The 18270-nt window shown below is 60.5% G+C and carries 16 protein-coding genes and 3 pseudogenes; 13 read left to right on the top strand and 6 right to left on the bottom strand.

The genetic code is table 11. The features are described 5' to 3' along the window. The first annotated feature begins 18 nt into the window (after window positions 1-18). Window positions 19-1182, top strand: a complete 1164-nt coding sequence (locus tag GA829_RS34490) for a M24 family metallopeptidase (RefSeq protein WP_195180258.1) — start codon at window positions 19-21, stop codon at window positions 1180-1182. A 127-nt stretch (window positions 1183-1309) separates the two neighbouring features. Beyond that, window positions 1310-2098, top strand: coding sequence for a response regulator transcription factor (locus tag GA829_RS34485; protein WP_258052448.1), 789 nt, complete (start codon window positions 1310-1312; stop codon window positions 2096-2098). Between the two features lie 229 nt (window positions 2099-2327). Here GA829_RS34485 and GA829_RS34480 read toward each other — a convergent pair whose 3' ends face one another. Beyond that, window positions 2328-2579, bottom strand: a complete 252-nt coding sequence (locus GA829_RS34480) for a hypothetical protein (protein ID WP_195180257.1) — start codon at window positions 2577-2579, stop codon at window positions 2328-2330. A gap of 778 nt (window positions 2580-3357) precedes the next feature. Between GA829_RS34480 and repA the strand changes: the two genes are divergently transcribed. From repA to repC, 3 genes are all read left to right on the top strand, one after another. Further along, entirely contained in the window at window positions 3358-4560 is a 1203-nt protein-coding gene (gene repA, locus GA829_RS34475; protein ID WP_195180256.1) for a plasmid partitioning protein RepA, read from the top strand. Between the two features lie 77 nt (window positions 4561-4637). Then, window positions 4638-5603: a plasmid partitioning protein RepB gene (gene repB, locus GA829_RS34470; RefSeq protein WP_195180255.1), complete on the top strand. Its 966-nt coding sequence runs from the start codon at window positions 4638-4640 to the stop codon at window positions 5601-5603. 154 nt (window positions 5604-5757) lie between these two features. Then, window positions 5758-6963: a plasmid replication protein RepC gene (repC, locus tag GA829_RS34465; protein ID WP_195180254.1), complete on the top strand. Its 1206-nt coding sequence runs from the start codon at window positions 5758-5760 to the stop codon at window positions 6961-6963. 57 nt (window positions 6964-7020) lie between these two features. On the opposite strand, the gene GA829_RS34460 is transcribed toward repC, so the two are convergent. Further along, on the bottom strand, window positions 7021-8187 hold the full coding sequence (locus GA829_RS34460) for an ATP-binding protein (RefSeq protein ID WP_195180253.1): 1167 nt from the start codon (window positions 8185-8187) through the stop codon (window positions 7021-7023). A 246-nt stretch (window positions 8188-8433) separates the two neighbouring features. On the opposite strand from GA829_RS34460, the gene GA829_RS34455 reads away from it, so the two are divergent. Next, window positions 8434-8874 (top strand): type II toxin-antitoxin system RelE/ParE family toxin, encoded by a 441-nt coding sequence (locus GA829_RS34455; RefSeq protein WP_308462367.1) that lies wholly within the window; start codon window positions 8434-8436, stop codon window positions 8872-8874. A gap of 5 nt (window positions 8875-8879) precedes the next feature. Continuing rightward, window positions 8880-9215 carry a helix-turn-helix domain-containing protein gene (locus tag GA829_RS34450; protein WP_258052447.1) on the top strand — a complete coding sequence of 112 codons (336 nt, stop codon included), beginning with the start codon at window positions 8880-8882 and terminating at the stop codon, window positions 9213-9215. A gap of 25 nt (window positions 9216-9240) precedes the next feature. Here GA829_RS34450 and GA829_RS34445 read toward each other — a convergent pair whose 3' ends face one another. The 3 genes from GA829_RS34445 to GA829_RS34435 are packed head-to-tail and all read right to left on the bottom strand — an operon-like array spanning window position 9241 to window position 11029. After that, window positions 9241-10389 (bottom strand): site-specific integrase, encoded by a 1149-nt coding sequence (locus GA829_RS34445; RefSeq protein WP_195180251.1) that lies wholly within the window; start codon window positions 10387-10389, stop codon window positions 9241-9243. Then, window positions 10386-10772 carry a type II toxin-antitoxin system VapC family toxin gene (locus tag GA829_RS34440; RefSeq protein WP_195180250.1) on the bottom strand — a complete coding sequence of 129 codons (387 nt, stop codon included), beginning with the start codon at window positions 10770-10772 and terminating at the stop codon, window positions 10386-10388. The genes GA829_RS34445 and GA829_RS34440 overlap by 4 nt, the downstream gene beginning before the upstream one ends. Beyond that, entirely contained in the window at window positions 10772-11029 is a 258-nt protein-coding gene (locus GA829_RS34435; RefSeq protein WP_195180249.1) for a type II toxin-antitoxin system VapB family antitoxin, read from the bottom strand. The genes GA829_RS34440 and GA829_RS34435 overlap by 1 nt, the downstream gene beginning before the upstream one ends. Window positions 11030-11196: 167 nt before the next feature. On the opposite strand from GA829_RS34435, the gene GA829_RS34430 reads away from it, so the two are divergent. The 3 genes and pseudogenes from GA829_RS34430 to GA829_RS37815 form a co-directional block, all read left to right on the top strand. After that, entirely contained in the window at window positions 11197-12249 is a 1053-nt protein-coding gene (locus GA829_RS34430; RefSeq protein WP_195180481.1) for a DUF1403 family protein, read from the top strand. A gap of 5 nt (window positions 12250-12254) precedes the next feature. Next, entirely contained in the window at window positions 12255-12989 is a 735-nt protein-coding gene (scpB, locus tag GA829_RS34425; RefSeq protein WP_195180248.1) for an SMC-Scp complex subunit ScpB, read from the top strand. Between the two features lie 33 nt (window positions 12990-13022). Then, window positions 13023-13118, top strand: a pseudogene (locus GA829_RS37815) (IS6 family transposase); the annotation flags it as partial. A gap of 215 nt (window positions 13119-13333) precedes the next feature. On the opposite strand, the pseudogene GA829_RS34420 reads toward GA829_RS37815, so the two are convergent. Continuing rightward, window positions 13334-15249, bottom strand: a pseudogene (locus tag GA829_RS34420) (AI-2E family transporter). A gap of 532 nt (window positions 15250-15781) precedes the next feature. Between GA829_RS34420 and tnpA the strand changes: the two are divergent. The 3 genes and pseudogenes from tnpA (at window position 15782) to tnpC (ending at window position 18202) form a co-directional block, all read left to right on the top strand. Further along, window positions 15782-16168 (top strand): IS66-like element accessory protein TnpA, encoded by a 387-nt coding sequence (gene tnpA / locus GA829_RS34415; RefSeq protein WP_195180247.1) that lies wholly within the window; start codon window positions 15782-15784, stop codon window positions 16166-16168. Continuing rightward, window positions 16165-16512 (top strand): IS66 family insertion sequence element accessory protein TnpB, encoded by a 348-nt coding sequence (gene tnpB / locus GA829_RS34410; RefSeq protein ID WP_195180246.1) that lies wholly within the window; start codon window positions 16165-16167, stop codon window positions 16510-16512. The genes tnpA and tnpB overlap by 4 nt, the downstream gene beginning before the upstream one ends. A gap of 45 nt (window positions 16513-16557) precedes the next feature. Then, a pseudogene (tnpC, locus tag GA829_RS34405) lies at window positions 16558-18202 on the top strand (IS66 family transposase). The last annotated feature ends 68 nt before the right edge of the window (window positions 18203-18270 follow it).

Raw genomic sequence — 18270 nt, 5'->3', positions numbered from 1 at the left:
GTCCATGAGGAGACGACCATGCTTCCAGCACCACCCTCACCCGATGTGCCCCTGAACGAGCGAACCATGCGGCTCGCCTCGGTCCGCCGCGAGATGGCCGAGGATGAAATTGACTTCCTGGTGCTCACCGATCAGAAAAACATCGAATATTTCACCGACTACCGGACCCTGTCCTGGGGCTATCACTCGCGTCCCCTGTTCGTGCTGATTGACCAACGAGACATTCTCGTCATCGCCAACAGGATCGAATCCAGAAATCTTGAATCCAGGGTGAGAGCCTTTTCGATCGTCTATTATGCGGGCTATCTTGCGGAAGGCGCGCGCGCCATTGTCCACGAAATTTCCGCCCGCGATCCGGCTGCCGCAGCAAAGGCCGCGATCGACTACGGACAGGATATGTCTGGCCGCGGTTCGCTGGAAATCGTTGATGGCTTGAGGGCGCGAGGCGGCCAGCTGGAGAGCGCGACGGACCTGCTGTGGCGGACCCGCGTGATCAAATCGCCTTTCGAAGCGGGGCTCAAGCGTATCTCGTTCGAGATCGTCAATGCCGCGTTCGATGATGCCGTTTCCGAGGCGCGCCTGGGAATTACCGAGGTCGAGCTTTGTCGCCAGATTCAGGCCCGCATCGTCATGAACGGGGCCGAGCGGGCTGATCCGATCGCCATGACATTTTGCAGGGGTGAGTTCAATTACGGCCGACCTCCCGGCATGCTGCCTTTGGAGGTTGGCCAGTATGCCTGGACGGATTTTCGGTCCACCTACGGGGGCTATCCCGCGGATAGAAACCGCATTGCCCGCGGAGGCGAGCCTGAGCGCTGGGAGATCGACTCATACGAAAGGACCCGCGCGCTGACAGTGGCCCTCGCAAACAGCGTAAGAGCCGGAATGACGTGCGGAGACGTCTTTGGGGCATTCGAGCGCCTTTGGCGCGACGCCGGCTTGCCACCTGCTTATGGGCTCGTTTCTCGAATTGGTCATGGCGGAGGCCTCGACGTCACCGAGCCTCCATCCATCTCCAAGGATAATCCCGAAATCATAAGACCAGGCATGATCCTGCATCTCGAACCCAAGCTGGAAATCGACGGCGCCGTCTTCCAGTTCGAGGAGGTCATCTATGTTCGAGAGGACGGGATCGAGTTCTTGAGCGAGCTGTCTCCAGAGCGGCTTCCGGTCATCAATTAAGATGGATCTGAGCGGGCACGCGGGTTTGCCCGCTCGCCAAGACCGAGGCTCGCCGCTGGGCCGCGTTCATTGCAGTGATCCAGGTGGTTGATGCGGCCAACGCCACGAAGCCAAACAGGTGAAGGTCGTGGATGCTTCGGAAACCCGCAATTGCTTGAATGATGAGGTGTGCCCAAAGGATATGCATTCCGCTGTACCGCCTGCCGAGCCTCAAATTGCGCCCATGAAACCGCTGATCGTGATCTGCTCTCATGATGCGGAATTCTATTTGGTCCTCAGCCACATCCTTGCGGTGGACGGCTTCACCAGTGCGTTGGCCAGCAACGTCGATGAAATGCTTGAGCTCGCTGCGGAAACGCCGGTCCAGGCCTGGGTATTGGACTGCCGGCCGGACAATCAAATGGCGGTTACTTGCAGCCGGCTCAGGCAGGATACCCGGACCACTTCCCTCCCCGTGGTTGCGTTGATCGCGCCGGGTGCTGAGAGCCAACATATAGCACTGCTGAAGTCCGGAATCGACGAGAGCTTTGTCAGGCCGTTGGCGCCGGCGAAGCTACTGGACTACCTGCGTTCCAGACTCGGCACCGGCCGACAATCCAGGCAGGCGGGCATGTCGCTGGCCTACGGCGACATTGAAATGCAGCTCGATACGCATCATGTGCGTTGCAACGGCAGGGAAATTCTGCTTGGGCCGATTGAGTTCAAGCTGCTACGTCATATGCTGCAGAACACTCAGAAGGTGCTGAGCCGTGATGAACTGATCGGTGTGGCTTGGCCGGGCAATGTTTATGTCGGCCCGCGCACGGTGGATGTCCATATCAGCCGGCTGCGCAAGTCGCTGAAGCAGGCCTCCGACAACAACGTTATTCGAACTGTCAGGCTCGGCGGATACGCGCTGGAGAGTCATACGTTTTGACCGATGGTGTTCAAACGCCTTCGCATGGAAGTCGTGAATGCCGCGAGCCTTGGTTGGCATCCACTAATCGCTTGAGATAGTTCACAGGACGGGGCATCGACCTGCTCGTCCCGCTGACGCCGTCGCGCGGACGGGTGTGAAATCAGATAGAACTGCGGTTGGACTTAGACATTGTTTAGCACCTGGCGCTTGAAGGAGAGCCTCGATCGGCCGTTGCCCATTGTCCGTCTTATCGTCTCACGGGGAAAGATACGACGTTCCCCTCGCCTGGCAGATCGAAAGCCATTGCCAGCTGGCGTGACGTGGCCATCTCGACGACCAACTCTTCAATGGACTGATCGGGTAAGCCGGTCTTGACCCGTTGGCGAGCCAGCACGGCGAGTTGATGTACCGCAACCGGAGCCATGTGAGGATGCTCATCGAGCAATTTGCCGATCTCGATGACGAGGTCGGCGTCGATATTCTTTGGCAAGTCTCGCATAGGCACCTCGATCAACTCAGGTGGGTACGACGATGCGGGCAGTCTGAAGGTGGTGTTCGGATGTGTCGGCCGCCATATGCGACGCCTGACCCTTTGATAGCCAACCACCGGCCGTTCGGGCTCGCCGTCTGCTTAAACTACGCGGTTCCGCCCCAACGAAAGAATGCGTCAATAAGCCTGGCGAGTCCAGAAATGGTGACGGAGCCATGTGACTAGGCCTTTGCCATGTGCAATTAGGCACGGACGGATTTTCGCGCATCTGAGATGCGTGATATTCCGCGATCACCCACGAGCATGGAAGCCCGGCTCGGATTCTGCAACAGGACTACAAGAGCAGGCCGGCGCGCGTTGAAAACGGTGAGCTTCGAGCGGTCAGCCTTGCGCCCCTTCCATGAAGCGATCGCTTGCTGCCCTTTGGCTGACGGGGACCTGAAGCCGTCCCGGTGCCGCGAGAGCCCCTCCCCGCAGGATCCAAACGCCCTGCTCGGCGCCCCGCTCTCACTTGCAAGCCCGCCGGCTGATGAACACGATTTACCGCCGTAAAAAATGAACCTTATGGCAGAGAAAACAGACGTTTAGTTCAGAGGGGGAGAATTCTGGGGTTCACAAACAAGCACAGGCTTTCGTGACGACATCACGTTTGACCGCAAGAAAGCCAGCCTGCGCCGTTAACCTTCTGTTAACCTAAAACTTCTTGCCGAGGCCGGCCGAATCGGAGCTTAATAGCGGTTGTTGAATAGTTTCACCGCAAAAAGCGCCAATTCAGGTTTCGACGAGAATGAATATCGCCATGCGGCTACCACGCTTCGAGTTCGATGACAAAATTCTCGAGCAGGGTGCCGAGATATCGCGACGCCTCAATCAGCTTCGCATGGAGAAGTTTCCGCCCAATGCGACGAAGACGCTGCGCTCGTTTTCGATGGCCGAGGTGGCCCACTATCTTGGCGTATCGCAGAACAATCTAAAGCGCCTTCATCTCGAGGGCAAAGGGCCTATGCCCGACCAGATCCCTTCCGGTCGACGCTCCTACACGGCCGAACAGATGCTCGAACTGCGCCATTTCCTTGACCGCCATGGCCGGACGGAAGTGAAGAAGTACGTCCCCCATCGCAAGCCCGGAGATAAGCTCCAGATCGTGGCGGTCGTGAACTTCAAGGGAGGCAGCGGCAAGACCACCACGGCTGCTCACCTCGCCCAGCATCTGGCCCTGACAGGCCATCGCGTTCTCGCAATCGACCTCGACCCGCAAGCATCGCTTTCCGCGCTTCATGGCTTCCAACCTGAACTGGACCGCAATCTCTCTCTCTACGAAGCGATCCGTTACGACGAGTACCAAAAACCTATTTCGGACGTGATCACGCCCACCAATTTTCCGGGTCTGGATATCATCCCGGCCAATCTGGAGCTCCAGGAGTATGAGTACGACACGCCACTCGCCATGCAGGACAAATCGTCGAACGCGGGCAGGCAGTTCTTTATGAGAATCGCAAAGGCGCTGTCAGAAGTGGACAGTCGCTACGACGTCGTCGTCATCGATTGTCCGCCGCAGCTTGGCTATCTCACCTTGACTGCGATGTCGGCGGCGACGTCCGTTTTGATTACGGTTCATCCGCAAATGCTCGACCTGATGTCCATGAGCCAGTTTCTGCTGATGCTGGGTGGCATATTGAAGACCATCAAAGCTGCCGGCGCAAAAATCGAGCTGGATTGGTTTCGCTATCTGATCACGCGCTACGAGCCAACAGACATTCCGCAGGCTCAGATGGTCGGCTTCATGCAATCGATGCTTGCTGGCCAGATCCTCGAGAACCCTATGCTCAAGTCGACGGCAATTTCGGATGCAGGACTGACGAAACAGACACTTTACGAGGTGGAGAAATCGTCTTTTACCCGTTCGACCTACGACCGGGCGCTTGAATCACTGGATGCCGTGAACTCGGAGATCGCGACGCTCATTCATCGCGCATGGGGCCGGTCATGACGGCGCGTTTTACGGCAGTAAATAGCGGGAATTTTACTCGTGAAATCAGTCGACTAACCGAGAATCGGAGCGATTGAATGGCGCGCAAGGATATATTCGGCAGTGTGATGGGCCCCGCAACGTCAGTCGCTGATGTCCAGGATGTCTCGGGTTATGCCGTTCGCGGCGCATCCCGGTCGATCATGCAGTCGTTTGAGGAGCTCTCCAAGAGTTCGGTCGTCGATCTTGATCCGGAGTTGGTCGACACTTCATTCGTCTCGGACCGCATTGACGGTGACGACGAGGCATTTCAGGAGTTGCTGGCGGCAATTCGCGAGCGAGGGCAGGATTCTCCGGTTCTGGTCAGGCCTCACCCAGAGATTTCAGGTCGATTTCAGACCGTCTTTGGCCACAGGCGGGTCAGCGTGGCTCGCCAGTTGGGTCGACCCGTTCGTGCCGTTGTCAAGAAGATGGACGATGAGGATCATGTCATTGCGCAGGGCCAAGAGAATGCCGCCCGGGCCAATTTGTCCTTCATTGAAAAGACGCTTTTTGCGGACCGCATTCTCAAGCGCGGCCATTCGCCGGACACGGTAAAGTCAGCTCTTGCTCTCGATGATACGACCTTCTCGAAGATGCGCTCAGTTACTGGCAACGTTCCTGAGCACGTTATTCTGGCGGTCGGCGCCGCCAAGAGCATTGGCCGCGATCGCTGGTGGCAGCTTGCCAAGCTCATGGAGCATCCTGGAACCACGGCGAGGGCGGCACAGTATGTGATAAGCGCCGAGTTCGCCCAGCCAGACAGCGACGGTCGTTTTGCCCGTCTGTTCGACTTTGTGAGCACCCCGGCGAAGCGCCCGCGGGTGCCATCGAAGCCCCAGGAGCTGGCCTGGGTGCCGCAGGACAAATCGGTTCGAGCCAAAATCACCGATACGGGAAAAGTGTTTACGCTTGCCTTGAAGTCCAAGGAAGCATCGCCCTTCGGCGCATTCATTGCCGGCAAACTCGACGAGCTTTTCGAGGCCTTCCGCGAGTCGGAACTAGCGAAGAAAACAGGAGACTAAAACCGCAAAAGAAAAAGGCCCCCGAACGTCACCGTCGCGGAAGCCCTTCTCTGTCTCTAGCAAGCTGAGAATCGCACTTCCCCGAATCACTGTCAAGAGTCGTGGCGCCGTTTCGGCGAGCCGATTTCTTTTGCCTGATTGAAAGGTGAGGGAAATGGAGAGTGGGTACGCAACGACGCCCTTTGGGCGGCGGCCAATGACGCTTGCGCTGGTGCAAGCGAACACGGCAGCACGAGAGATACCTCAGGGATCTGTTGTCGAAAAATGGCAGGTCTACCGGTGGCTTTGTGAGGGTAAGTCCATCCTCGGCGTGGGAGACCGTGCTCTGGCGGTACTGAACGGGCTGCTGTCCTTTTACCCGGATGACCAGGTCAGTGAAGAAAACGGCTTGATGGTTTTTCCGTCGAACGCGCAGCTGTCGCTGCGCGCACACGGTATGGCCGGTTCCACACTGCGCAGGAACCTGGCCGAGCTGGTGGATTGCGGTCTTATCGTTCGCCGCGATAGCCCCAATGGCAAAAGATTCGCTCGCAAGGCGCACGGCGGGGCTGTCGTGGAGGCGTTCGGGTTCTCGCTGGCGCCGCTTTTGACACGGGCGGCAGAGTTCCAGCGTGCGGCCGAGCAGGTCCGTGCCGACGCCATGGCGCTCAAATTGATGCGCGAACGGATCACGCTTCATCGCCGCGATATTCAGAAGCTTGTTGAGGCCGCGATCGAAGAGGGCGTTCCTGGCGACTGGGGGGCCATCTGGAGGCGTTTTCGAGCCATCGTGGATGCAATTCCGCGCAGAGCAGGACTATCCGACTTGGAGGCGATCGTTGCGGAGCTGACGGTGCTTCACGATGAAGTGGATAGGATGCTGGAAAGCTTTATGAATTCCATGAATCCTAGCAGCAATGAGTCCCAAGATGAGCGGCAGCAATCAGATTCAAACACAGACTCCATTTTTGTATTTGAACCGGCTTTAGAGAAAAGCAGGGTGGCGGTCTTGCCAACATACAGTCCGGCCGAGAAGCCGAGAGGCTACCCGATAGGACTGGTGCTGAAAGCCTGCCCCGAAATTGCCGACTATGCCGTCAACGGGATCGGAAACTGGCGCGACTTGATGATAACCGCCGCCCAGGTGCGTGGGTACCTTGGCGTTTCGCCCTCAGCGTATGAGGAGGCGTGCCATGTGATGGGCCAGGAGGTTGCCGCGATTGTGATCGCCTGCATCCTTCAAAGGGCGCAACACATCAACTCGGCCGGCGGTTATCTGCGGGTACTGACCGAAAAGGCGAGGGCAGGAGAGTTTTCGGTGGGGCCGATGCTGATGGCGGCGCTACGGACCAACGGGGTGACGGCGAGAATGACGGGTTAGAATGAGGATGCATCCGGTCGAGGCAGGGAGGAAAATCGCGTGAAGGCAGCTCCGCAGTCAGGCAAGATCCACCAGAGCCTTCGCGAGCGCGCCCAGGGTTTTCACTTCCACGTCATCCTTGAGGGGGAAGCTTTCGGCACCGGGATAGACAATGAGGCGACGCGCCGGATTGACGTCCTCACAAGCCAGGTGAAAGCCCTTTTCAACCCTCGGCGCCAGGTTGCGCTTGATCTCGATCGCCCAAGGACGTTTGCCGGGAGCGGCCAGAAGAAGGTCGATCTCGGCGCCGGCAGCGGTCCGATAGAAACTCGCCACTGTACGCGCAGGTGCGACAGAAAGAAGATTTTCGATGACGTAGCTCTCCCAGCTGGGCCCGACAACGGGGTGTCCGGAAAGGCCGTTGAGATCTTGGATGCCCAGCAGGGCATGCACGATGCCGCTGTCGCGCACATAGACCTTCGGCGATTTTACAAGTCTCTTGCCGGTATTGGCGTGAAATGGAGGTAGCCGTCGTACCAGGAGAAGATCGACGAGAAGATCGACGTAGGATGTCACGGTCGGTGCGCTGACGGACAGGCCGGAGGCCAGCCGGGAAGCGTTCAAGAGACCAGCCTGATTGTGGGCGAGCATGGTCCAGAGCCGCTCCAAGGTCTGTGCAGGGATACGCGGTCCGAATTGCGGGACATCGCGTTCGAGGTAAGTTCGTATGAAGCTGCGCCGGAACGCCATGCTGTCGGCATCGGACGCTGCCAAAAAGCTGTCGGGAAATCCTCCTCTGAGCCATAGACGCTCCGTGTCCGCTGCTCCGACTTCCAGGACATCGAGCGGCGTCATTTCGACATATTCGATGCGGCCGACAAGGCTTTCGCCGGACTGCCGGAGCAAATCCATAGAAGCTGACCCCAGGAGCAGGAACCTGCCGGTGCGGCGACCGCGACGGCGGCCCTGGTCAATCAAGCCGCGCAGCTCCTGGAACAGTTCCGGCACACGGTGGATTTCGTCGAGGATGACCAGACGATCTTCGTAGGCCTTGAGAAAGAGGACGGGATCTGAGAGCTTGTTTCGATCTTCGCGCGACTCGAGATCGAGGTAAAGCGCGCCGGTCTCATCGCCGATTTCCAGCGCCAAGGTGGTCTTGCCGACCTGCCTTGGGCCGATCAAAGCAACCGCCGCCTGTCGTCCGAGCGCTTGCCTGACCAATGGTAGTGCTCTGCGAGATATCATCCTCGTAGATTAAAGGTAGGACTTTCAATTTGCAAGGGTACCGATCTAAATTTTGACCGATCGACCGCCTCGAATATCTCATTCGAATGGAGGAAGCAGGGGAGGGGAAGGTTCAAGGTCGGTGGACCCTAACCGTCATGTCGACATTTCCCGTTTCGATCGACATGTCGTCAAATCATGTCGACGAAATCGCAATCTCTCGACATATTTCGATCCCAGCAGGACCGTCGTCCAAACGCGGAGGCTATGAGCAAACGATCCTTTGAAAACGTCGATGCGGTGATCGCTCCGGCATTGACTCTGCCCCGCCAGCATCTCATATATAACCCATTGGGTCATAGGAAGTGCATGCAGACCGTCGCCGAGACACCGTTGTTCATCAAGCAGGCGGCTGAGCTGTTCAGCGACGATGAGCGGAAGGAACTGATCGACTTCCTCGCAGCTAACCCGCAGATCGGTGACGATATACCCGGCACAGGTGGCGTCCGAAAGGTTCGGTTCGGCGCCAAAGGCAAGGGCAAGCGCGGCGGAGCACGTGTAATCTACTATTGGTACAGCGACGATGCACCAATCTATGCGCTTCTTGCTTACGGCAAGAATGAGAAGGTCGACCTGAAACCCGACGAAGCCAAGGCAGTTGCAGCATTCGCTAAGGCGATCAAGGCAGCCTACAGGAGCAGGACATGAGTGAGATGACAAAATTTGGCGGGGATCTGATCCAGGCCATGTCCGAGGCTCTGGCCCATTCACAGGGCAAGGACGTCCCCGGCATCAAGGTGCACAACGTGGACGTCGGTACGGTCGATGCGAAAGCCGTCCGCAAGAAGCTCGATCTTACCCAGGACGAGATGGCGACTGTGCTGGGCACCAGTCCGTCCGGCTACAAGAAATGGGAACAGGGCAAGCGACAACCAAGCGGCGCTGCGCGCACCTTGCTTCGCATCATGGAAAGAGAGCCGGCAGCCGTGTTGCGTGCCTTGTCTATCGAGGAAGCGTCCTCCGATGCCCGCAACGCTGCAGCGAACTGACGGCAGGGGAGGGGACTTTTTATCTCTACAGCCCTGAAGCCTTGGTGAGATTGACCCGGAATCGGTCGCGGCGGCGCTGGTATTTACGGGTCATCTCAGCCGAGGCATGGCCTAGCTGCTTTTGCACATGGCGTTCGTCAACCTCTGCCGAAGAGGCGAGGCCGGCGCGCAATGAGTGCCCCGAGAATTTTTGGCCGCGTTCGCCTTCCGATAGATCGCCACGCACACCGGCGGCCAAGGCGGTGCGCTTGACCAGCCGCGCCACCTCCTGGCTGTTCAACCGCTCGGCGCCGATTTTCTTGCCTTGCCCGGTCGCCCTTCGAAACAACGGTCCGTGGGCGATGCGTGCGAATTTCAGCCAGGTCTGCAGCGCAACGACCGGGCAGGTGGTATCGGCAGAACCGCGGCCAATCTCGACCTCGCGCCAGCCGGTCTTTCCACGCAGCGTCACGAGCACACCTTTGTCGAGAACCTCTATCCAGCCGCAACCATTTTCCGTCTGGTCGCGGTCGACATCGAGGCCGACGAGTTCGGAGCGGCGCAACCCGCCGGCAAAACCCAGAAGCAACATGGCGCGGTCGCGCAGGCCGCGCAGCGTGCCACGATCGAGCGTTTCCAGCATGGCAATGAGATCTTCTGGCAGGATCGCTTCCTTCTGCCGGGGAGGGGAGGCGTGGGTGTTACGAATACCGGCCATCACCGTCGCTATGTGCCGATCCTTGCGGTCGAGCGGCTGGCCGCGTTGGGTATAATTCCATGAGAGCGAGGACAGCCGACGTTCGATCGTCGATACCGTTTTTTTGTCCCCTGAGGCCGTGCCAGCGGCCAGCGCGGTGATGTAGAGCCCGACGGTCTGCGGATCGGGCGGCAGCACTTCCAGATTCTGCCGCCGGCACCAGGCGCCAAAATGTTTCCAGTCGGCGGCATAGGCGCGGCGTGTGTTGGCGGAACTGGCCGCCTCGACATAGTCGCGCGCCCTGTCGGCAAGGGTTTCCAGATGCGCAGGCAGGCGACTTTTATCACCAGACCATTTCGCCGGCGAGGGAGGGGAGGAGGCATCAGCGGGTGGCTCCTCTGGCGCGCGGCCCATCTCCATGACGATGTCGACGACGTCGGGCAGGTCGTTGGTCTCGGAAGTCGTCGACGATCTTTGAGCGTAGCCAGCTTTGCTCATGCCGCCTCGATATCCGTCTGGGAGAAGTCGTTACCGATGAACAGCAGCGGTTCGTCTGCCCGCTTTGCCAAGGCGTAGGAAAGGCAATCGGCAAAATTCAGGGCTGCCGAATGCCGGCCCTTGCCGTAGGTCAACCAGGCCTGGGTCGCCAGATCGACCAGTTCGGAGTCGATAGGGATGACGTCGGCCTCGATCTTGCGGAGCCACAGGTCGATCTCGGCCAGAGCGTGTTCACCGCGCCTGCTGACCAGCACCATGCGTGCCTCGAGCACGCACGTCGCCGGGATGAGGCGAACAGGATCGACGACCAGCGCCCTTTCGAGCGTCGTGGCTTCAGGCTCGTTGCGCAGGATCGCGACGATGGCGGAGGTATCGATCACCATCAGTTCGGAATTCCGTGTTCGTCGTAGCCGATGATCTGCTCGTCGCTGCGGCGGTCGAGTTCGGGCAGCCGTGCCACGCGCTCGCGGATGGCGCGCAGCTCACCAAGCAGACGTTCTTGTGCCATATTGCTGTAGCCCATGCGGTGCAGACGCTCGGAGAGCGCCTGGTGAATGGCTGCGGTCTTGGAGAGGCCCTGGCGGCGGGCGAGTTCGTCGGCGAGCGCGACGGTGGCCGGGTTTTTGATGTTGAGGGACACGAGAGGCTCCAAAAATCTACCTTTGGAAGGATTTCTACCCCAAAAAGGAGCATCTGTCAAAACGAACGATAATGCAACATTATCGTTCTTTTATCCCGCACGACGGGCGCAGCGCTTTTTGTCCGTTTCTGTTGCCAAAAGCGCCGCCATGATTCATCGTGCTTTCGATGATTCTGCGTCCCAAACCCTTTTCGCGCCACCACGGCACGCTTGCCGGTGCCGCTTCGACCGCGCCGACGGTACCCGTGCCGAATTGGCTGCGCCGGGCCATCCCCAATGCGCAGAGCCCTGCAGGGAAAGGCTTTGGGCCAAATGCCCTTGAGGACGTCGCGATCGCCGCCGGCGCCGCCATCGGCGTGCTCGATGTGGCGGTCCGCCGGCAGGAGCGGTGGGCCGGTGCGTGGCGCCAGCGCCTGGCGCTTTCGGCGGCCGCGGCAACGGCAAAACAGCTGGGACGCGTCGAGGACGAAGCCGCCTTGCGCGACGCCGTGCTGCTCACTCGACCGGGCGATTTTTTTTCCGTCGGCCCCGCAGGGCTTTTGCTGATTGCCTGGCGCCGGCTGGCAGCCCGGCCTGGGGACGAATTGCTGACGGAGAAAAACCTCGCTGCGGTGCTGGAAGAGTTCGGCTACGCCCCGGATGATGAGGTGGTCAGCGATCTGGCGGATGATCTCCGGCAACTCGCGGCCGGCGTCGGGATGGTCGGGACGCTGACCGGCGCGTTCATGGCCGCTGAACGACACGGCTTTGCGCGCGCCGTCGGGGCATGGCTCGCCGACGCCCTGCTGGCGCAACGGCTCGGTTGGGCACACGCAGTGCCGCTGCTGGGCGCCGAAGCGGCCTTGGGCGCAAGCGCCCGCCCGCGTCAATCGCCAGCCAGTTCTGTGGTTACAGGCATTGAGACAAATCCTGAGCGTGCCAAAAGTCTGCTTGCCGCTCAGGCGCGCGCGGCACTGCGCGCCATCGATCTTTTTGGCGACCTCGGGCGTCCTGCGGAAAAACTGCTCGCTGTCGCGCCAAAGCTCAGGGCCAAGGGAGCAGACACGGTCGTCGACCGGTTGCTGAATGAAGATGCGCTGGTCGCATCACGCGGGGGCAAAAGAGAACAAAAAAGCGGCATGAGCGATCGTGGCCTGCGCCGACTGTTCGATCGGCTGGTCGAGCTCGGCGCCGTGCGTGAGCTGTCCGGCCGTCCGACCTTTCGCATTTACGGGCTCTGACGACCATGGCGGAGGCAGCGCGCAGGCGAGGCGGGAACCGGTCAGATGACCGTCGATCGGGCGAAAGGAGATCAGCTGACCAGCTGTTTGACCGGGAACTGGATCATCTGCCGGCGGAAGCCCGCTGGCGCGAATGGATGCATCGGGTTGAGGCAACCATTTTTGCCGCCAGCGAGCCGGTCGGCCGCGAACTGCTCGCCCGCATCGTCGGAAAAAATTGCAGCATAGATTTGCTGATCGACGACATCCGCGAAGAACTGCGCGGTCGGCCCTACGACCTGGTCGCCGTCGCCGGCGGTTTTCGGCACCTGACGCGGCCGGCCTATGCCGACGCCATCCGTGCGGCGGTTGGCCGCAATGAACGCACGGGCGATCTAACGCAGTCCGAAGTGCTGGTGCTGATGTGCGTGGCGTATTTCCAGCCGATCACCCGTGCCGAGCTGTCCTCCTTCTTCGGTAAGGAAATCAGCCGCGACCTAATCGGCCATCTGCGCGGCGCTGGCCTGATTGCCTCCGGGCCGCGCAGCCCGACGCCCGGCGCGCCCTATACCTATGTCACGACCAAAGAATTCCTGCTCGAGTTCGGCCTCGACACGCTACGCGACCTGCCCGATTTTGAGGCACTCGAGGATGCGGGGCTGCTGTCGAAGGAAAAGCTGCTCGCCGGGGATATTCCCGCAGGTATCGTCAACGGCGAAGAAGGGGCAGAGGACGCCGACGTTGAGAACCAATTGTTTTGAACTGGTCGCTCCAGTGTTGCGTGATCTTGGACCGGACTGCAGAGCTTCGTTTCAACCTTCTCCGCTGTTCGCAACCATTTCGTTCCACCTCGCTCCCTTCGCTCCGCACAGTCAACCCACCTCCATCGCCTCGACGTCGGAATGGAAATCCGTCGCGGCCGCAGTCACCTAAGGCCGCACCCGAGAGCTCGGTGCGTCTATCCAGAGTTTACGTGGCATTGCCGTGAGAGCTTCGCCCAGCACGAGACGGTGAACCACTCCAATCGCGAATATAATCGCGACGCTGTCCACGTCAGCTCAGCCGACGGCTTCAATTCTCTTACCTTGTTCCGGCCCCAGCTTAGCTAGCTCCCCGTCTCGGCCGCAACCTTCTTGGCGACAGCCGGGCGGCGGCGGAGGCGACGTTTGGCGGTCACTTTGAGTGCCACCGGCGCAGTCTTCGACAGCGCGTCCATGGCAGCACTCACCATGCCATGCGCGATAAAATCGGCATTAATGTCGGTAGCGAGCTTCTCAGCTACCTCCTTGTCGCTATTGCCGCTCTCCGACCAGAAGACGATGCCAACTCGCAGCGCCGCCTTGGCGCGCTTTAGCCGGCGCACCAGAAAGCGGGCGTGCTTGACGGAATCGCGATTGAGGAAACCGACCACGACGGTGTTGACCCCGCCGAGTTCCAGGCGGCGAATGCTCGCCGGTTCCATATCGGCAAAGCTCGCCTTGCCCACCCTGGCGCCCTGCACTTCCAGCACCTGCGCAAGCATTGCGGCGGCGGCATCGTCGAGCACACCGCGGCCGCCTACGCACAGCACCGACAGGCCGGTGCCGTCGGGCAGTTGGGGTTCGTCCTCGCCTTCCCCGCCCGATGCGGTGTCCTCGACGTCAGGTTCATCCTCCTCGTCCGCCTCCTCCTGCGCGCTGTCGTCTAGGTTGTCCACCAGCGTCAGCGCGCTAGCCGCCACCTGCCGCCTTTGCTGGTCACCCATAACGCCACGGACGCGATCCTGCTCGCCGAGCAGGAGAGCGGGAATGGCCACCTTGCCGTAGAAGTCGACCAGATATTTTTCCTCGAGGATCTCCTCGGCATGGTCGGTGGCTTCGTCCGGATCTCCGGCAAGCAGCCGCTGCTGGCGTGAGGCTCCAGCACCGGCTCGTTGCCGAATAACACGTCGAGGAATTCGAACTGTGGCACGTGGCGGCCGAGCACCACCAGACACACGGTAAGCGGCGTCGACAAGACCAGGCCCAGAGGTCCCCAGAGCCATGTCCAGAAAATCGCGGCAACTATGATCGCGAGTGGCGACAGTCCGGTGCGCGACCCGTAGAGCCAGGGTTCCACAACGTTGCCGGTGACCAGTTCCATCACCACGAACAGCGCCGCCGTCCACATCAGTAGCGACCAGCCCGGCGCCACGGCCAGCGCCAGGAACAGGGGCAGCAGCGCGCCGATGACCGGGCCGATATAGGGAACGAAGCGCAGCGCAAGCGCCAGCAACCCTCACAGTAGCGCATTGGGAATGCCGAGGATCCACAGTCCGATCGCAATCGGGATGGCGTAGACGATGTTGACGACCATCTGCATCAGCAAATAGCGGCCAACCCGCTTGCCGGCATCCTGCAGCGCCTGCGTCGTCCGGTGAAGGTCGCCAGAGCCTACAAGTCGGATGAAGCGGTCGCGCAGGTCCTCCCGCTCCAACAGCATGAAGATTACGACGATGATGATCAGGCCGGCCGACGCCAGCGGACTGATCAGAGGGCTGACAATGTTCTGCAGAACTTCCAGTGGCCTTTCGCGCGCGACGATCTCTACCGGCACCGGCTCTCGCTTCTGTGTGTCCGCGGCGGTGGGCGCCGAAGGCTCCTGCTTGTCGATCTCCTGGCCGACACGTTCGATGACACTGCTCAACCTGGGAACGATCCCGCCACCGACGCCGGTGTCCTTGAGCGAGCGGACTTTGGTCAGGATGTTGGTCTGGTAGACCGGGATGTTCTGCGCCAGTTCGCCGACCTGCGAGGCAACGATGAAACTGAACAGCCCAAGTGCCGCAAAGGCGCTGAGCACGCTCAGAATGACAGCTATCAGGCGCGGGATGCCGGCGCGTTTCAATGCGGAAACCACCGGCGCGAGCGCGAAGGTCAGAAGCAGCGCGATGGCGATCGGCAGGAAGACCTCGCGGCCGAAATATAGCGCCGCAACGGCGGTGACGATGGTCGCAACCGTCGGCAAGGCGGTACGCGGATGGGCTGTTCCGCCGGAAATCATATTTCCTAGTCCGCGGACGGACGAGGAAACGCTCTTCCCGTTGTTATCTGTCACTTCGCACCTCGACGTTTGCCTAGTCTGACCTCAGCTAACAATGTTAGCAGACGTATGGATGGAGATGCAGTTTCTTTCCCGTCCCTGAAGCACGCTGGCCCCCTTCATATAGATAAGTTCGCAATAGCCGATCTCCCCAGCGTGATCGGAAGCGGAAGCTCGTGATGTCCCCGCCGGGACGGCGGTTGCGGTGACCTCGTTGTTTCGGCTGAGGACAACTCTTCCGTACCTCGTTCACCACGTTGAGGCACCCGACCCGAACATCATCATGAGGCATTCGACCTCGGAAAGGACCATGACCCCGGCGATGGCAGAACACTTACAACCCGCAACTCAATCGGCATAAACACCAGCCCAGCCGGGAGCCTGGTTTGGGGCTCGTCCAAGCGTCGTTGCACACGTTGAGGCACTTCGAGCCGGGTACGCCTCCGAGGGCGGCCGCCTTGCGGTAATTTTGATGTCGTAGCTGACTGTCGGTATGGATATCCTTACTGATAGTCGTCATGTGAGCCGCCTTGAGATCGTGGAGACCGGCCGCCGTCGGCGATGGTCTGATGCGGAGAAGCTGCGGATCGTTGAAGAGAGCTTCTCGGGTCCTCGCCTGGCATCGGCGACGGCTCGTCGTCATGGGATTTCGAACCAGCTCCTGTTTGCGTGGCGCAAGGCGTATCGTGAGGACCGCCTTGGCGACATCGAGGGATTCATTCCCGCAGTGATCGTGCCTGAACGTCCTGTACGGAGCGGGGACTCGGGCTGCGGGCGGATCGAGATCGTGGTGGCGAACGGCTGGCGCGTTTTGGTGGATCGCGACGTTGATGTCGAGGCTCTGATGCGGATCGTGCGCGCGCTGGAGCAGCTTGGATGATCCCGGTTCCCAGTGGTGTGCGGGTGTGGCTTGCGACGGGCTACACTGACATGCGTCGCGGCTTCCCGGGCCTGTCGCTGCAGGTGCAGGAAGTGCTTCGCCGAGATCCGCTGTCGGGCCATCTGTTTTGCTTTCGAGGTCGCAGAGGCAATCTGTTGAAGGTAATCTGGCATGACGGCCAGGGCGCCTGCCTGTTCACGAAACGGCTGGAGCGAGGGCGGTTCATCTGGCCGAGCCCTGCCGACGGCGCGGTGACGATCTCGACGGCGCAGCTCGGTTATCTGCTGTCCGGGATCGATTGGCGTAACCCGCAGAAAACATGGCGGCCGACGCGGGTTGGCTAGCATTTAGCTTTTGAAATCGCAGGAAAAGTCTGATTCACTGGCTTCATGACGTTGAAGCCGGATGATCTTCCTTCGGACCTCGCAAGCGCCCTGGCGGCGCTACGGGCCGAACGCGAAGCACGGTTGCAGGCCGAGGCGATGGCCGCCCGCGCGCAGGCGAAATTGTCGGATACCGAGGCCCTGATCGCTCATCTGCAACTCATGATCGAGAAGCTGAAGCGCGAGAAATACGGCCAGCGGTCCGAACGCACGGCTCGGCTGATCGAGCAGATGGAACTTCAGCTCGAAGATCTGGTGACTGCGGCGAGCGAGGACGAGCTTGGCGCAGCCACTGCGGCAGCGAAAACCCACAGCGTATGTGCCTTCACGCGCAAGCGGCCGGTACGCAAGCCCTGGCCGCAGGACATCGAGCGCGAGCGGGTCGTCATTGATGCTCCCGCCGCTTGTACCTGTTGCGGCGGATCGCGGCTGTCGAAGCTGGGTGAGGATGTGACCGAAACGCTGGAGGAAATCCCGCGCCGCTTCAAGGTGATCGAGACGGTGCGCGAGAAGTTCACCTGCCGCGATTGCGGTAAGGTCAGCCAGGCACCGGCGCCCTTCCATGCCACGCCCCGTGGCTTCATCGGTCCGCAACTGCTGGCGACGATCTTGTTCGACAAGTTCGGCATGCACGCCCCACTCAACCGCCAGAGCATGCGCTTGAAGGCCGAGGGGATCGATCTGCCGCTGTCGACGCTGGCCGATCAGGTCGGCCACGGGGCCTTCGCCGTCATGCCGCTATTACGCCTGATCGAAAACCATGTGTTTGCTGCCGAGCGGCTTCATGGTGACGACACCACCATCCGTATCCTGGCGAAGGGCAAGTGCACAACCGGGCGCATATGGACCTATGTACGCGATGACCGTCCCTTCGCCGGGCCTGCGCCGCCGGCCGCGATCTATTACGCCTCGAGTGACCGGCGCGGTGAGCGTCCCCAGAAACATCTGGCTGGGTTCGCCGGCATCCTGCAATGCGACTGTTACAGTGGCTTCGAACCTCTGTTCGACCCGCAACGAAAGGATCACGCCGGCTTTTTGCTACGCCCATGCGCGCCGGGGATTCTTCGAGCTGGCCGATATCGAGAAACATGCCCGCAGCGGCAAGAAGGGCAAACCGGTCTCGCCGGTCGCGCTGGAAGCGGCCAGGCGTCTCGACGCGCTGTTCGAGATCGAGCGCGCCATCAACGGCTGCAGTGCCGACGAGCGGCAGGCTGTGCGCCAGGAGAAGAGCAAACCGCTTCTCGACGACATGCGCGCCTGGTTGCTCTGCGAGCGCGAAACCCTCTCGCGCTCAGCCGAGGTGCTGAAACCGATCAACTACATGCTCCGGCGCTGGGCCGATTTTGCCCGGTTCCTCGACGACGGCAGAATCTGCCTTAGCAACAACGCAGCCGAACGAGCACTGCGGGGCATTGCTCTGGGGCGGCGCAACTGGACCTTCGCTGGCTCCCAGCGAGGTGCCGACCGCGCTGCCGTCATGCTCACACTCATTACGACGGCCCGCCTCAACAATGTCGATCCGAAGGCCTGGCTCGCCGACGTCCTGGCTCGTATCGCCGATCTTCCCACTTCGCGTCTGCACGAATTGTTGCCTTGGGAATGGCTGCGTCTGCGGCGCGCCGGCACGATCCTCGAACAGCAAGCCGCCTGACCTTCACAAAACACCATCATAGAACCCAGCATCGCTCGCGCGAACCTACATCTCCTGCGGCCCTCAGC

This window comes from Mesorhizobium sp. INR15 (genome assembly GCF_015500075.1).
In the GTDB taxonomy this organism is placed as follows: Bacteria; Pseudomonadota; Alphaproteobacteria; order Rhizobiales; family Rhizobiaceae; genus Mesorhizobium.
Note: the sequence above shows the minus strand (reverse complement) of the source record. Positions and strands in the feature narration are given on the sequence as shown.